Origin of the sequence: Bradyrhizobium sp. CCBAU 51753, from assembly GCF_015291565.1 — a bacterium.
Classification (GTDB): Bacteria; Pseudomonadota; Alphaproteobacteria; order Rhizobiales; family Xanthobacteraceae; genus Bradyrhizobium; species Bradyrhizobium ivorense.
Window position 1 is genome coordinate 8,955,498 of the sequence record NZ_CP030037.1, and the last position, 15,207, is coordinate 8,970,704.

14 protein-coding genes are annotated in these 15,207 nt (G+C 65.5%); 8 read left to right on the plus strand and 6 right to left on the minus strand.

The window, feature by feature from the left end; translation table 11 throughout:
- Positions 1–107: 107 nt before the first annotated feature.
- Positions 108–545 carry a VOC family protein gene (locus tag XH93_RS41085; RefSeq protein ID WP_194471810.1) on the plus strand — a complete coding sequence of 146 codons (438 nt, stop codon included), beginning with the start codon at positions 108–110 and terminating at the stop codon, positions 543–545.
- A gap of 104 nt (positions 546–649) precedes the next feature.
- Here XH93_RS41085 and secA read toward each other — a convergent pair whose 3' ends face one another.
- On the minus strand, positions 650–3,529 hold the full coding sequence (secA, locus tag XH93_RS41090) for a preprotein translocase subunit SecA (RefSeq protein ID WP_194471811.1): 2,880 nt from the start codon (positions 3,527–3,529) through the stop codon (positions 650–652).
- Between the two features lie 369 nt (positions 3,530–3,898).
- On the opposite strand from secA, the gene XH93_RS41095 reads away from it, so the two are divergent.
- Both XH93_RS41095 and argJ read left to right on the plus strand, forming a co-directional pair.
- Complete coding sequence (locus tag XH93_RS41095) at positions 3,899–4,813, plus strand: peptidylprolyl isomerase (RefSeq protein ID WP_194471812.1); 915 nt, start codon at positions 3,899–3,901, stop codon at positions 4,811–4,813.
- Between the two features lie 349 nt (positions 4,814–5,162).
- Entirely contained in the window at positions 5,163–6,404 is a 1,242-nt protein-coding gene (argJ, locus tag XH93_RS41100; RefSeq protein WP_194471813.1) for a bifunctional glutamate N-acetyltransferase/amino-acid acetyltransferase ArgJ, read from the plus strand.
- Positions 6,405–6,470: 66 nt separating this feature from the next.
- Here argJ and XH93_RS41105 read toward each other — a convergent pair whose 3' ends face one another.
- Complete coding sequence (locus XH93_RS41105; protein ID WP_194471814.1) at positions 6,471–7,799, minus strand: TadE/TadG family type IV pilus assembly protein; 1,329 nt, start codon at positions 7,797–7,799, stop codon at positions 6,471–6,473.
- A gap of 167 nt (positions 7,800–7,966) precedes the next feature.
- Here XH93_RS41105 and XH93_RS41110 point away from each other — a divergent pair, with 167 nt between their 5' ends.
- Positions 7,967–8,377 (plus strand): (deoxy)nucleoside triphosphate pyrophosphohydrolase, encoded by a 411-nt coding sequence (locus XH93_RS41110; protein WP_139864895.1) that lies wholly within the window; start codon positions 7,967–7,969, stop codon positions 8,375–8,377.
- A gap of 562 nt (positions 8,378–8,939) precedes the next feature.
- Here XH93_RS41110 and XH93_RS41115 read toward each other — a convergent pair.
- On the minus strand, positions 8,940–9,782 hold the full coding sequence (locus tag XH93_RS41115) for a methyltransferase domain-containing protein (RefSeq protein ID WP_194471815.1): 843 nt from the start codon (positions 9,780–9,782) through the stop codon (positions 8,940–8,942).
- A 76-nt stretch (positions 9,783–9,858) separates the two neighbouring features.
- On the opposite strand from XH93_RS41115, the gene XH93_RS41120 reads away from it, so the two are divergent.
- The 4 genes from XH93_RS41120 to XH93_RS41135 are packed head-to-tail and all read left to right on the plus strand — an operon-like array spanning position 9,859 to position 12,319.
- Entirely contained in the window at positions 9,859–10,668 is an 810-nt protein-coding gene (locus XH93_RS41120; protein ID WP_194471816.1) for a ComF family protein, read from the plus strand.
- A 30-nt stretch (positions 10,669–10,698) separates the two neighbouring features.
- A complete protein-coding gene (grxC, locus tag XH93_RS41125) occupies positions 10,699–10,971 on the plus strand; it encodes a glutaredoxin 3 (protein ID WP_139864893.1) in 273 nt (90 codons plus the stop codon).
- Positions 10,971–11,849: a carbon-nitrogen hydrolase family protein gene (locus XH93_RS41130; RefSeq protein ID WP_139864892.1), complete on the plus strand. Its 879-nt coding sequence runs from the start codon at positions 10,971–10,973 to the stop codon at positions 11,847–11,849. Before grxC ends, XH93_RS41130 begins: the two co-directional genes overlap by 1 nt.
- Complete coding sequence (locus XH93_RS41135) at positions 11,846–12,319, plus strand: DUF1178 family protein (RefSeq protein ID WP_194471817.1); 474 nt, start codon at positions 11,846–11,848, stop codon at positions 12,317–12,319. Before XH93_RS41130 ends, XH93_RS41135 begins: the two co-directional genes overlap by 4 nt.
- Positions 12,320–12,429: 110 nt before the next feature.
- On the opposite strand, the gene XH93_RS41140 is transcribed toward XH93_RS41135, so the two are convergent.
- The 3 genes from XH93_RS41140 to XH93_RS41150 all read right to left on the minus strand — a co-directional run bounded on the left by XH93_RS41140 (position 12,430) and on the right by XH93_RS41150 (position 15,135).
- Complete coding sequence (locus XH93_RS41140) at positions 12,430–13,329, minus strand: DMT family transporter (protein ID WP_194471818.1); 900 nt, start codon at positions 13,327–13,329, stop codon at positions 12,430–12,432.
- Positions 13,330–13,893: 564 nt separating this feature from the next.
- A complete protein-coding gene (gene ubiG / locus XH93_RS41145; protein ID WP_194471819.1) occupies positions 13,894–14,652 on the minus strand; it encodes a bifunctional 2-polyprenyl-6-hydroxyphenol methylase/3-demethylubiquinol 3-O-methyltransferase UbiG in 759 nt (252 codons plus the stop codon).
- 15 nt (positions 14,653–14,667) lie between these two features.
- Positions 14,668–15,135, minus strand: coding sequence for a PH domain-containing protein (locus tag XH93_RS41150; protein ID WP_194471820.1), 468 nt, complete (start codon positions 15,133–15,135; stop codon positions 14,668–14,670).
- Positions 15,136–15,207: the final 72 nt, after the last annotated feature.

Below are 15,207 nucleotides of genomic sequence, written 5' to 3' on the forward strand. Positions count from 1 at the left end.
TCGGGCCAGGGCTGTTCCATCCGTCCTCAGGGTGCGCCTGCGGCGCAGCCTTCGTGTTCCACCGCGCGAAGGTTCATCCGCCCCATCTCCGAGGAGGCCATCCCGCCATGACTTCGATCACCCCGTTCCTCTGGCTCGACAACAACGTCCGCGAGGCCGTTGCCTTCTACAAGTCGGTGTTTCCCGACGCTGAGATCGAGACCGTCAGCGACTTCATGGCGACCTTCGAGCTCGCGGGCCAGCGCTTCCACGCGCTCAATGGCGGCCCGCAATACAAGTTCAACGAGGCGGTGTCGTTCTTCCTCAGCGTCGAGACCCAGCAGCAGGTGGACTACTTCTGGGATAAGCTGACCGCCGACGGCGGCCAGGAATCGCGCTGCGGCTGGCTCAAGGACAAATTCGGCCTGTCCTGGCAGGTGATCCCGACCGCGCTCGGCCGCTATCTGAGCGACCCCGATCGCGCCAAAGCCGACCGCGTGATGCAGGCGATGCTGAAGATGCAGAAGCTCATCATCGCCGATCTCGACAAGGCGTATGCGGGGTGAGATGCGGCCCGCCGGGTGGGTTAGCCAAAGGCGTAACCCGCCGAGGTCTTGCACAACAAGTTGGTGGGTTACGCTTCGCTAACCCACCCTACGATCGCTACGGCTTACGCATACTTGCCGTGGCAGTGCTTGTACTTCTTGCCCGAGCCGCACGGGCAGTCCTCGTTGCGGCCGACCTTGCCCCAGCTTGCCGGGTTGTTCGGATCGCGGTCGGCGGCGGCCGCCGCGGGGGATTTCGGCGCCAGCGAGGCCTCGGCGTAATTGGCCTGGGCGAAATTCGCGCTGGCGAACGCCATCTCGTCCTCGCCGGTGTGGGGATCGAGCTTGTGCACCTCCATCGGCGGCAGCGGCTGCGGCGGCTCGTCCGGCGGCACGATCTCGACCCGCATCAGCTGCGCGGTGACGGCCTCGCGCAGATGCGCGCTCATCTCCTGGAACAGGTTGAAGGCCTCGGTCTTGTACTCCTGCAACGGATCGCGCTGGCCGTAGCCGCGCAGGCCGATCACCTGGCGCAGGTGGTCGAGCATGATCAGATGCTCGCGCCACAGATGGTCCAGCGTCTGCAGCAGAATGGTCTTCTCGACGTAGCGCATCACGTCGGGGCCCCATTGCGCGACCTTGGCCGCCATGCGCTCGTCGACATGCTTCTCGACCCGCGCCAGCAGCTCCTCGTCGGCGATGCCCTCTTCCTTGGCCCATTCGTCGACCGGCAGCTCGACATCGAGCACGCGCTTCAGTTCGTCCTTCAGCCCGGCGGTGTCCCACTGCTCGGCATAGGCGTGCTCGGGGATGTATTTTGCGATCACGTCCTCGACGAAGGCGTGGCGCATGTCGGTGACGGTCTCGGCGACGCTGTCGTCCTTCATCAGGTCGACGCGCTGGTCGAAGATCACCTTGCGCTGGTCGTTCTGGACGTTGTCGAACTTGAGCAGGTTCTTGCGGATGTCGAAGTTGCGCGCCTCGACCTTCTGCTGCGCCTTCTCGAGCGCCTTGTTGATCCAGGGATGGATGATGGCCTCGCCTTCCTGCAGGCCGAGCCGCTGCAGCATGCTGTCGAGCCGGTCGGAGCCGAAGATGCGCATCAGGTCGTCTTCCAGCGACAGGAAGAATTTTGAGCGGCCGGGGTCGCCCTGACGGCCGGAGCGGCCGCGCAGCTGGTTGTCGATGCGGCGGGATTCGTGGCGCTCGGAGCCGATGATGTAGAGGCCGCCGGGCTTCTTCACGGTCTTGGCCGGCTTCGAACCCTTGGCGGGCTCGACCTCGAGATCTTCCTCGGCCTTCAGCACCAGCTCGCGGAAGCGCTCGATGTCGGCCTTGATCTGCTCGATCTTCTTGGCCTTCTCGGCCTCGTCAGTAATGCCGGCGGTCTCCTGCTGGATCCGCATGTCGAGCGAGCCGCCGAGCTTGATGTCGGTACCGCGGCCGGCCATGTTGGTCGCGATCGTGATCGCGCCGGGCACGCCGGCTTCCGCGACGATATAGGCTTCCTGCTCGTGGAAGCGCGCGTTCAGCACCGCGAACAGCTTTGCCGGCTTGCCCGCGCGCGCTGCCGCATAGAGCTTCTCCATGCCGGACTCTGAGCCGAAATCGATCTGCTTGTAGCCGTGCTTCTTCAGGTACTCGGCCAGCACTTCCGACTTCTCGATCGAGGCGGTGCCGACCAGGACCGGCTGCAGCCGCTTGTTGGCGCGCTCGATCTCGGCAAGGATCGCGGCGTATTTCTCGCCTTGCGTGCGGTAGACCTCGTCATCCTCGTCGAGGCGCGCCACCGGCAGGTTGGTCGGGATCTCCACCACCTCGAGCTTGTAGATGTCGAACAGTTCGTCGGCTTCGGTCGCGGCGGTGCCGGTCATGCCCGCGAGCTTCTCGTACATCCGGAAATAGTTCTGGAAGGTGATCGAGGCCAGCGTCTGGTTCTCCGGCTGCACCGGCTGGTGCTCCTTGGCCTCCAGCGCCTGGTGCAGGCCTTCCGAGTAGCGGCGGCCGGGCATCATGCGGCCGGTGAACTCGTCGATGATCACAACCTCGCCGTCGCGGACGATGTAATCCTTGTCGCGGGTGAACAGCGTGTGCGCGCGCAGCGCCTGGTTGACGTGATGCACCACCGAGACGTTCTCGACGTCGTACAGCGAGTCGCCCTTGAGCTGGCCGGCATCGCGCAGCAGCGTCTCCAGCTTCTCCATGCCGCCTTCGGTCAGCGTCACCGTGCGCTGCTTCTCGTCGACCTCGAAGTCGTCCTTCTTGGTCAGCTTCGGCATGAAGGTGTCGATGGTGTTGTAGAAGTCCGAGCGGTCGTCGAGCGGGCCGGAGATGATCAGCGGCGTGCGCGCTTCATCGATGAGAATGGAGTCCACTTCGTCGACGATCGCGTAGTAGTGCCCGCGCTGGACCATGTCCTCCAGGCGGTACTTCATGTTGTCGCGCAGATAGTCGAAGCCGTATTCGTTGTTGGTGCCGTAGGTGATGTCGCAGCCATAGGCCGCTTTGCGCTCGGCGTCGTCGAGGCCGTGCACGATGACGCCGGTGGAGAGGCCGAGGAACGAGTAGATCTGACCCATCCAGCCGGAGTCGCGGCGGGCGAGGTAGTCGTTGACGGTGACGACGTGGACGCCGCGGCCGGCGAGCGCGTTGAGATAGACCGCAAGGGTCGCGACCAGCGTCTTGCCTTCGCCGGTCTTCATCTCGGCGATGTCGCCCTCGTGCAGCACCATGCCGCCGATCAGCTGGACGTCGAAATGGCGCTGGCCGAGCGTGCGCTTGGCGGCCTCGCGCACCGTGGCGAAGGCCGGGACCAGGATGTCGTCCAGCGTCTTGCCGTTGGCGAGCTGCTCCCTGAATTCCGCGGTGCGGGCCCTGAGCTGCTCGTCGGTCAGTTTGACCAGTTCGGGCTCCAGCGCGTTGATGGCGTTGACGCGGGACTGATACCCCTTGACCCGGCGGTCATTGGCGGAGCCGAAAAACTTGCGGGCGAGCGCGCCGATCATGCGGAATTCCTGTTCTTCGGTCTCGAGTTTCGGTCTTGGTTCAGTGTTCGGTTACAGCCTGGAATGGTCCACCGGGTCGCCTATCAACTCACCGTGACGCACTGCGTTTCAAGCCCCCGGCCCGGGGCTCTTCCGCCAATTGAGTGGGAGACAGGCCATCCTGGGTTCAAAGGCCAAAAACGCAGCAAAATAAGCGCTCTCGCCGTTGACACGATTGCGCAGAGATATGGCCCGGTCGGGGGGTTGTCAACTTGGCCAAGATGTCAAGGAATTCATCATTTTGACAACACTTTCGCGTTGTCATGGCCGCGTGATTGGGCGAGTGTCCGCCCCGCTCAAGCTTCCCCCTCTTGGACCTAAGGATTTTCCATGACCACCTCGCCTTCGGATACCAAAACCGGCCTGCGCCTCGGCCTCGCCACCCTGGCCGCGACGGGCTGTCTTGTCGCAGTGCTGGCCGCCGGCCTGCCGGTTCGCGCCGCGGAATCCGATCCGGTGCTCGCGAAGGTGAATGGTTCCGAGATTCACGCCAGCGACGTCGCGCTGGCCGAGGAAGAGCTGGGCCCGAGTCTGGCGCAGATGGACCCCTCGACCAAGAAGGACAACGTGCTGTCGTTCCTGATCGACATGAAGATCGTCTCCAAGGCCGCCGAGGACAAGAAGGTCGAGAACTCCGACGAGTTCAAGAAGCGCCTCGCCTTCACCCGCAACCGCCTGTTGATGGACAGCCTGCTCGCCAGCGAGGGCAAGGCCGCGACCACCGACGAGGCGATGAAGAAGGTCTATGACGAGGCCGCCAAGCAGATCACCGGCGAGCAGGAGGTGCGCGCCCGCCACATCCTGGTCGAGACCGAGGACGAGGCCAAGGCGGTCAAGGCCGAGCTCGACAAGGGCGCCGACTTCGCCGAGCTCGCCAAGAAGAAGTCGAAGGATCCCGGTGCCGCCGACGGCGGCGACCTCGGCTTCTTCACCAAGGAGCAGATGGTGCCGGAATTCTCCGCGGTCGCCTTCGCGCTCGAGCCGGGCAAGATCTCCGATCCGGTCAAGTCGCAGTTCGGCTGGCACATCATCAAGGTCGAGGAGAAGCGCAGCCGCAAGGCGCCGGACTTCGAGCAGGTGAAGGCCCAGATCGAGACCTACGTCACCCGCAAGGCGCAGGCCGACTACGTCGCCAAGCTGCGCGAGGCCGCCAAGGTCGAGCGCATGGACAAGCCCGCCGCGGCCGACGCCGCCAAGGACGCGCCGAAGCCGGCCGACAGCAAGATGGCGCCGGCGAAGAAGTAAGCGCCGCCGTTATCAGACGTTGCGATGGCCGGGCATGTCCCGGCCATTTGCTTTTTGGGGGATGCGTAGCCCGGATGCAGCTCCCTCGCCCGCTCTTGCGGGGAGAGGGTTGGGGTGAGGGGCTATCTCCGCGGCAGCGGTGAAAGACGGACTCGCGGAGACTCCCCCTCACCTGGATCGCATTTCGCTTCGCTGCATGCGATCCGGCCTCTCCCCGCAAGCGGGGAGAGGCGAAGGGCTGCGGGCTCCTTGACCAATTCATGACGCCGCATTCGCGTGCGCACCCTCTCCCACTTAACCAAGCGAGATGATATGGAGCGCTTCCCTCCTCGTAGCCGGAAACCTCCCGATGTCCACCGCCGTCTCCCCCCTCGCCCCGACCGACGTCCCCGAGATGCCCGCGATCGCGGGTGTGCGGCTTGCGACCGCGGCCGCCGGCATCCGCTACAAGAACCGCACCGACGTGCTGCTGGCGCTGATGGACAAGGGCACCGCGGTGGCCGGCGTGTTCACCAAGTCGAAATGCCCGTCGGCGCCAGTCGAATGGTGCCGCGCTAAGCTGAAGGGCGGCAACGCCCGTGCGCTGGTGGTCAATTCCGGCAACGCCAACGCCTTCACCGGCAAGACCGGCAAGGCGTCGACCGCGCTGACTGCACAGATCGCCTCGAAGGCGGCCGGCTGCTCGACCAATGAGGTGTTCCTCGCCTCCACCGGCGTGATCGGCGAGCCGCTCGACGCCACCAAATTCGACGGCGTGCTGGCGCAGCTCACCGATGCCGCCGCGCCCGACCACTGGATGGATGCGGCCAAGGCGATCATGACCACCGACACCTTCCCGAAGGTCGCGACCGCGACCGTGAAGCTCGGCAAGGCCAAGGTGACGATCAACGGCATGGCCAAGGGCGCCGGCATGATCATGCCCGACATGGCGACCATGCTGTCGTTCATCTTCACCGACGCGCCGGTCTCGGCCTCGGTGCTGCAAGCGCTGCTCAAGGCCGGCGTCGAGGACACCTTCAATGCGCTGACCATCGACGGCGACACCTCGACCTCCGACACGCTGCTGGCGTTCGCCACCGGCGCTGCGGCCGCGCAGGGCGCGCCGAAGATCGGCCGCGCCAGCGACCCGCGCCTGAAGGCATTTGCAAAAGCGTTCCAGCAGATCCTCGCCGACCTCTCCGAGCAGGTGGCGCGCGACGGCGAAGGCGCCCGCAAGCTGGTCGAGGTCGTGGTCGAGGGCGCCACGACAAAGCCGTCGGCGCGCAGAATCGCGATGTCGATCGCCAATTCGCCGCTGGTGAAGACCGCGATTGCCGGCGAGGACGCCAATTGGGGCCGCGTGGTGATGGCGGTCGGCAAGGCCGGCGAGCCCGCCAACCGCGACAAGCTGTCGATCTCCTTCAACGGCATCCGCGTCGCCAAGAGCGGCGCGCGCGATCCCTCCTACGACGAGAAGGAAGTGTCGGAGGCGATGAAGGCGCCGAAGATCCAGATCAAGGTCGCGCTCGGCCTCGGCAAGGGCCGCGACCGCGTGCTGACCTGCGACCTCACCAAGGAATACGTCGCGATCAACGGCGACTACCGGTCGTAGGATTTGCTGTCATGGCGGGGGCCGCGTAGCGGCCTCCTCAGGTGACGGTGCGGGAGCTTCAGCCCTTTAACTGCTGATCCGGGCGTCGGCGACGGCCTTCTTGAACAGCGCGGTCATCGCATCCGCGATGCCCTGGGTCGGGCTGACCTCGAAATAGAATCCTGGCGAGGCGCAGGCCTGCATGTTCTGCGCGATCTGGCTGTTCGGCGACGGACCGAACGGACCCTGATTGAACGGGTCGATCCAGCTCATGTACCAGGCGTTGGTCGGCAGCTGCAGGTAGGTGGTGTAGAGCACCGCGATCTTGATGCCGCGGTTCTTGATCGCCGTGCACAGTGCAGGATCGATCGGCGACTGGCAACGATTGCTGCCGGTGATCGGCTTCAGGCAGGCCGCATTGGGTTCGTCAGCCACGCCGTCGGAGACGAAGAACAGGTATTTTTGCGGCGACGACGAGGTGCCGGGGCCCGGCGCGCTGATCGCATTGCTGATCGCGGGCAGCACCGTCGAGAACTGGGTGTCCTTGTCGGCGGTATAGGAATCGTTGTTGCCGTAGACGCCCATCAGGTCGATGTTGCCGGCCGCGGTCTTGGCGCTCGACAGGCTGGTCGACAGCGTGAACAGCGCGCGCAAGCCGATCGTCGCCGACGAGGCGCCGAAATCATAGATCGCCATCCGGTACTGGTTGGAATAGGTCGCGGTGCTCGCGGCGGTATCCATCAGCTGCTGGGTCGCGCTGCGCAGCACGTCGATCCGCGTCGTGACGCCGAGCTTCTTGGCCAGATTGTAGTAGTTGTTGGCATCGTTGTAGTCGTGACAGGCGAAGGCGCATTTGTCCGACGTGTTGTTGACCATGGTGGTCACGTCGGCCGGCGTCGCCGCGACGCCCATCGACGGCGAATTGTCGAGCAGCAGATAGAAATCGATGTAGAGCGGCATCGTCGCCGTCGACGTCGAGGTGCCCGTCACGGTGATCTTGCTGCTGCCGATCACGCCGAGAAACATGGTGGGAACGTCGGCGGAGAACTGCACCTTGGCGGTCAGGGTGCCGCCGCTCTTGGTCACGGCCGGCGTCACGCTGTTGAGCGTGAAGCCGGTCTGGTTGAAGATGTTGCCGTTGAAGATCTTGGTCGCGTCGTCGTTGCCCGCCGCGACCGGGCCGTCCGAGGTCATGGCGCCGGCGGCGATGAAGCCCGGCGAGGCCTTGGCGATCGAACCGACGCTGGCGGCGTCGGCAGCGGAGATCAGCTTGGTGCGGATCTGGTTGGCGCGGGTATAGTCGACCGCGCATCCGACAGCGACGAGGGCCGGCAGCGCGACGAGGCCGAAGATGATCGCGATGTTGCCCGAGCGATCGCGGCGGAAACGGCTGATGGTCCGGGTCAAGGTGCGCATGGGTTCTGTCGGCAGGAAAGGACGCGGGAGCCTCACCCTGCCTCCGGCGAATTAAGGCAAGCTTATTGCGGCCGCTGAAAGCCGCATTGCGACAAAACGTTTGGCGCTGAGCGCGTAGCTGGTTAATGGAAGCTTGCGGATTTCAAGCATAGGGGCATCCACGCTGCATGGCCGACATCAAGCTGACCCTGGTCGCCGCCTGCGCGCTGGTCGACGCCGACAAGCGCGTGCTGCTGGCGCAGCGCCCCGAAGGCAAGGCGCTGGCGGGGCTGTGGGAATTCCCCGGCGGCAAGATCGAACCCGGCGAGCGGCCGGAACAGACGCTGATCCGCGAGCTGCACGAGGAGATCGGCATCACCGTGAGCGAGCCATGCCTCGCGCCGCTGACCTTTGCGAGCCACGCCTACGAGACCTTTCATCTGCTGATGCCGCTCTACATCTGCCGCCGCTGGGAGGGCATGGTAGTGGCCCGTGAGGGCCAGCAGCTGGCCTGGGTGCGCGCGAGCAAGCTGCGCGACTACCCGATGCCGCCGGCGGATATCCCGCTGCTGCCGCATCTGATCGATCTGCTGCTGTGAGCTGAACTGGTGATGCGCACGCTCTGCCCCCCTTGTGGGGCCGTCGCAGGGGGGCGCGCGTCAAAACCCGAAAAACAACCCCATGCAAAGTAGCCGCCGGTTCCCGGCGTTCGACAAGCCGCTTGACACGTCGGGCAAGTCAGCATTATTCTTCCAATATTCCGAAATTGTGCGAGAGGCTAAGACCACGTCGGCAGTCCCGATGCGGCCACCCCTCTCCCCGACCCTCCCCCGCAAGGGGGGAGGGAGCCTGACTAACGTGCTCACCTCACTGTCTTTGTGGCTTCAATGCAAGTCGAAGCAATTATCGGGATGCGCCAGTCATCAGCGATGTGAGGGACGCTCCGCTGGGAGGGTTCCCTCTCCCCTTGCGGGAGAGGGTTAGGGAGAGGGGTGCCGCTTGCTCCGCTATTTGTCGAGTGCGAAGGACACTCAGCGGTGAGCGCGACGCTTGATTTATTTAGCATCGACTTGTTTACGCATCTCGCCCCGGGGCCACCCCTCTCCCCAACCCTCCCCCGCAAGGGGGGAGGGAGCCTGAAGAGCGTGCTCACCTCACGCTTCAGCGCTTCACCTGCTTCACTGCGGCCTCCAGGCTCGCCTTGGCCGAGCCCGGCTTCAGCGGCTTGGGCTGGCTTTCGTGCGGGGCCCAGCCGGAGAGCCAGACGATGTCGAAGGTGGCGCGGATGCGGCCGTCTGCGTCGGCGAAGCGCTCGGCGTAGAGCTGCGCCATGCGCAGCATGGTGGCGCGACGGGTCGGGGCGTGGCGGCGCTCGCGCAGCACGTTGGTGGCGCCCATCCGCCTGAGATCGGCCATCAGCGCGAAGGCGCTGGCGTAGCGCACCACGACGCGGTCGACGTCGGTGACCGGCAAGGCAAACCCGGCGCGCTGCAGCAGCGCGCCGATGTCGCGCAGGTCGGCGAACGGCGCGACGCGCGGCGACACGCCGCCCTCGCATTCCGCCTCGGCGGCGGCAAAGCTCTGCCTGAGCTCGGTCAGCGTGTCGCCGCCGAGCATCGCCGCGAGCAGAAGCCCATCCGGCCTCAGCGCGCGACGGAGCTGCGCCAGCACGCCGGGCAGATCGTTGACGAACTGAAACGCCAGCGCGGAGACCGCCAGATCGAGCGATTCAGGCACCAGGCCAAGCGCTTCAGATGCGCTGAACGCGATCGCATCGACCGACCCGGCGCGCCCACGCAACGCCTCGGCAAGTCCGTCGCCCGGCGTCCAGACATCGGCCGCCGCGGCAAAGCTGCGTGACACCGCCTGCAGCCGATCGACCATGTCTTCGGCCGCGCGATCGAGCAGGAAAGTCACGGCGCCTTCGTGTTGTGCGCGGGCAAGCCGCACGCCGAGCAGCGCGCGGTCGAACAGGACGGGAGCGGTGGCCGAGTTCGATGCCATGGCGGCTGGTTACGACGGACCGCAGCCACAGGCAATGCGCCTTGAGCCTTCGCAGCTCAGGCGCTAGCCTCTCCCTATGGACGCCGAAGCATCACCGCGCCCCAGCATAGCAAGCCATCTGCACCGTGCCGCCGCTGCGGTCAGCGGGGTGTGGCTGCGCGCGACGCGAATGGCGCTCGACATCGCGCTGCCGACGCTGTGCGTGTCCTGCCGGGAGCCGGTGCATGGCGAGGGGGTGTGCGCGGCGTGCTGGGCGAAATTGTCGTTCATCGCGCCGCCGTTCTGCCCGCGGCTCGGCATTCCCTTTGTCTACGATCCCGGGCCGGACCTGCTGTCGATGGAGGCGATCGCCAGTCCCCCGGCCTACCAGCGCGCCCGCGCCGCGGTGCGCTATGACGACGTCGCGCGGACGCTGGTGCATGCATTAAAATACCAGGATCGTACCGATCTGGCGCCGACCATGGGTCGCTGGATGGCACGCGCGGGGAAGGAATTGCTCGACGGTGCCGACCTGCTGATCCCGGTTCCCCTGCACTGGCGGCGCGGCTGGAGCCGGCGCTACAACCAGTCCGGCGCGCTCGCCAAGGTGATCTCGCGCCAGAGCGGCGTCAAAATGGCCTCCGAGGCGCTGCGGCGCATCCGCGCCACCGAGCAGCAGATCGGACTGTCGCGCAAGGACCGCGCCAGCAATGTCCAGGGCGCATTCGGGGTCGCCGATGAGCGCAAGGCTGAGATCCAGGGCCGCCGCGTCATCCTGGTCGACGACGTCCTGACGTCCGGCGCCACGGCGGATGCCTGCGCGCGGGCGCTGCTGCGCGCCAAAGCGGCGCAGGTCGACGTGCTGGTGTTTGCCCGGGTTGTCGATACCCACCGCGCTCCCATATAATCCGGGACTTCTGGTTCAACCGAGCGCATCATGACCGCTGCCATTGAAATCTACACCCGCCCGGGCTGCGGTTATTGCACCGCGGCCAAATCGCTGCTGACGCGCAAGAACGCCGCGTTCACCGAGCTCAGCGTCGCCAGCAACCCGTCCTATCGCGACGAGATGTACGACCGCGCCGGTGCCGGCTCGACCTTTCCGCAGATCTTCATCGACAAAATGCATGTCGGCGGCTGCGACGAGCTCTACGCGCTCGACCGCGAGGGCAAGCTCGACGGCCTGCTCGCGAACGGAGGCGGCGCCTGATGGCCGAGCACACCACCTTCACTGCCGCCATGGTGCAGATGCGCACCTCGCTGCTGCCGGAGCCGAGCCTCGAGCAGGGCATGCGGCTGATCCGCGAGGCGGCGGCGCAGGGCGCCAACTATGTGCAGACGCCCGAAGTCAGCAACATGATGCAGCTGAACCGCAAGGCGCTGTTCGAGCACCTGGCGAGCGAGGAGGACGACAAGTCGCTGCAGGCCTATCGCGCGCTCGCCGCCGAATTGAAGATCCATCTGCATATCGGCTCGCTGGCGCTGCGCTATTCGCCCGAGAAGGCGGTGAACCGCTCGTTCCTGATCGGGCCCGAGGGCAACCTGCTCGCGAGCTACGACAAGATCCACATGTTCGACATCGATCTGCCGGGCGGCGAGAGCTATCGCGAATCCGCCAATTACCAGCCCGGCGAGACCGCGGTGATCTCGGACCTGCCGTGGGGCCGGATCGGGCTGACGATCTGCTACGACGTGCGCTTCCCGGCGCTCTATCGCGCGCTCGCGGAGGCCGGCGCCTGGTTCCTCACGGTGCCGTCCGCCTTCACCCGCAAGACCGGCGAAGCGCATTGGCACACGCTGCTGCGCGCCCGCGCCATCGAGACCGGCTGTTTCGTGTTCGCGGCAGCGCAGGCCGGCCTGCATGAGAACAAGCGCGAAACCTTTGGGCATTCGCTGATCGTCGATCCCTGGGGCGAGATCATCGCCGAGGGCGGCGTCGAGCCCGGCGTGTTCCTGGCCGAGATCGATACCGCCAAGGTCGAGACCGCACGCAAGACCATTCCCTCGCTGCAGCACGGCCGACGCTTCGGCATCGCCGACCCGAAGGCCGGTCCGGAGCATCTGCACCTCGTCCGGGGCTCGGCATGATCCGCTACACCCTACGGTGCGCGCGCGGTCACCAGTTCGAGAGCTGGTTCCAGAGTTCCTCGGCCTATGAATCGCAGGAGCGGCGGCACCTGATCGATTGCCCGACCTGCGGCTCGAGCGAGGTCGAGCGCGCGATCATGGCGCCGCAGGTGATCGGCAAGAAGGGCCGCGAGCCGGCACAGCCCGCACCTGGCGCCGCGCCCGCGGAAGCTGCCGCCAGCGAGCCGACCTCGCTGATGATGGCACAGGAGCGCGAGCTGCGCGCCAAGCTGAAGGAGCTGCGCGACCACATCGTCAAGAACGCCGACAATGTCGGCGACCGCTTCCCCAACGAAGCCCGCAAGATGCATTACGGCGATATCGAGCACCGCCCGATCTATGGCGAGGCGTCCCCCGAAGAAGCGCGCTCGCTGATCGACGAAGGCGTCGAGGTCTCGCCGCTGCCGACGCTGCCGGAAGACCGGAACTGACGCTTAGAGCATGATCCGGAAAAGTGTGAAGCGGTTTTCCGAAAAGATCATGCTCAAATAAAGAGCGAAAGCGCGATGACGATTCAACCCAATCTCATCGCGCTTTAGCGTCAGCTCGCCACCAGCAACGCCACCCCGATCACGATCAGGACGATGCCGATCAGCTCGCGCAGCGAGAACGGCTGCTTGAGCGAGAAATACGCCACGCCCTGTGCGAACAGCACCTCGATCAGCGCCAGCGTGCGCACATTGGCCGCCGCCGTCAGCGCGAACGCCAGGAACCAGAACTGCGAGGAGAACGCGCCCATGAAGCCGGCGAACATCGACGGGCGCCAGAGGCCGAGGATTTTCCGCAGCACGTCGGGCGCGCGCAGCAAGAGATACACCGACAGGATCAGCGTCTGCACGAACAGGCTCCATATCAGCGTGTAGGAGGCTGCCGTCACGAACGAGACGCCGGGCACCGCGATGATGGCGCCGCGAAAGCTCACCGCCGAGATCGCGAACACCGCGGCGGCGCCGAGGCCGAGCACGGTCGGGCGCAGATCGGCAAAGCTCCTCGAGCCGCCGGGCCGCAGCGCGGTGATGACGACGCCGACCGTGGCGATCACGATCGCGATCACCTTGGCCGCCGTGAGATGATCACCGAGGAAGATGAAGCCGAAGATCGCGGTCTGGATCGCCTCGGTCTTCATGTAGGCCGTGGTCACCACGAAGGAGCGGTCGTTCATCGCCAGCAGCATGAATCCGGTGCCGACGATCTGGCTCAGCGCGCCGGTGACGAGCCACGGCCAGAACGCGCTCGACGGCCACGGCACGCGGTCGCCGGTCGCGATCACCGCGAGCGCGAAGAACAGCACCGAGAACGGCAGCCCGAACAGAAAGCGGATATTGGTCGCGCCCCAGGTCCCGAGCGGCCCGGTCAGATGCCGCTGCATCGCATTGCGCGCCACCTGCCCGAACGCGGCAACGATGGTGAAGGGAATCCAGAGCGAAGCGAGCGTGAACATATGCGTTGCGGAAAGCGTGCCGGGCGGGAGTATATCAGCACCGTGCCGATTGCCGCCGATGCGGTCAAACCAAGTCAGCGCATGACAGGATTGCGATGGCGCCACAAATTCCTGTCGTCCCTGCGAGCAGGGACGACAGTGAGTGCGGTCTCGCATCGCGCGCCAAGCAGACCGTGTCATCACCCGCGAAGGCGGGTGATCCAGTATTCCAGAGGCCGTGGTGATTGAGCCGATAGGCCGCGGCGTACTGGATCGCCCGGTCAAGCCGGGCGATGACGGTAGTGGGTGGAGACGCAAATTCCTGTCGTCCCTGCAAGCAGGGACGACAGTGAGTGCAGTCTCGCATCGCGTGCCAAATAACCGGTGTCATCACCCGGCTCGACCGGGTGATCCAGTATTCCAGAGGCCGTAGTGGTTGAGCCGGCAGGCCGCGGCGTACTGGATCGCCCGGTCAAGCCGGGCGATGACAGTATTGGGTGGGGACGCAGCTTCGCATTCGTGACGATAGATCAGCGCTTTCGCAGGGACGGCACCTGTTGTGTGGCTATGGCCGTGCCAGTCGCCTCACACCTCCTCCGCGATCACCATGTAGTTCACGTCCATGTCGGACGAGACGCTCCATTTGTCGGCGAGCGGGTTGTAGACCACGCCGGCCTGTTCGGTGACGGTGAGGTTGAGGTCGCCGAGGTAGCGTTCGAGCTCGGCGGGGGTGACGAACTTACTCCACTCGTGGGTGCCGCGCGGCAGCCAGCGCAGCACGTATTCGGCGCCGACGATGGCGAGCGCAAAGCTCTTCCAGTTGCGGTTCAACGTCGAGACCACCATTAGCCCGCCGGGCTTGAGCATCGCCGCGCAGCGCTTGAGGAAGGCACCGACGTCGGTGACGTGTTCGACCACCTCCATCGCCAGCACGATGTCGAAGCGCTCGCGCACGTCCATGTCCTCGACCGTGGTGCAGCGGTAGTCGATCGACAGATGGCCCTTGTCGGCGTGGAGCTTGGCGGCCGATATGTTGGTGGCGGAGGGATCGATGCCGATCACCTGGGCGCCCAGCCGCGTCAACGGCTCGCACAACAGCCCGGCCCCGCAGCCGATGTCGAGCACGCGCAGGCCGGACAGGCAGCCGAGACTCTTGGCGTTACGCTCGAACTTGCGGCAGGCGGCGTCGCGGATGTAGGTCAGGCGCAGCGGATTGATCTTGTGCAGCGGCGCCATCTTGCCGTGCGGATCCCACCATTCGTCCGACAGCTTTGAAAATTTCGCGATCTCGGCCGGATCGACCGAGCTGGCGGAGGCATTGGAGTGACTTGTTTGCATGGCCATGGTTAGCGCGCGCCTCTATCGCGCGGTGATCGCACTGCGGAACGCCAGCGGCGAGGCGATAGTCTCGATCTTTTGCCTGCCCTCGCCGACACCTTGAATGGTGACATCGCCGTAGTTGAGAATGCGTCCCATGATGCTCTGATAGACATCGACGCTCTCGACCTTGTCGAGACTCATCTCGAACGTCTTGCGGGTGATGAAGCCGGTCTTGTGGACAACGCGCAGGTTGGTGACGTCGGTCTCGGTGGTGAGCCGGTGGAACCAGGCCCTGATGGTCCAGTAGACCGCCGCGACCGCCACCACCGCGGCGGCCGCAAGGCAGACCAGGACGAGGCCGTCGACGGTCACGAGCCGCGACAGGATCAGCAGCACCACCACCACGGTCCATGCCCCGATCGCCGGCAGATAGAACATCCAGTGCGCGTTGGTGGAATACAGCACCTTCTCGCCCGGCTGCAGGATTTCGTCGATGTAACGGCCCATCCGCTCCGCCTTCGAGTAACCACGGCGCCACAGCCCCGCCCGCGACGGGTGAAACACCGCAAAACACCCCCA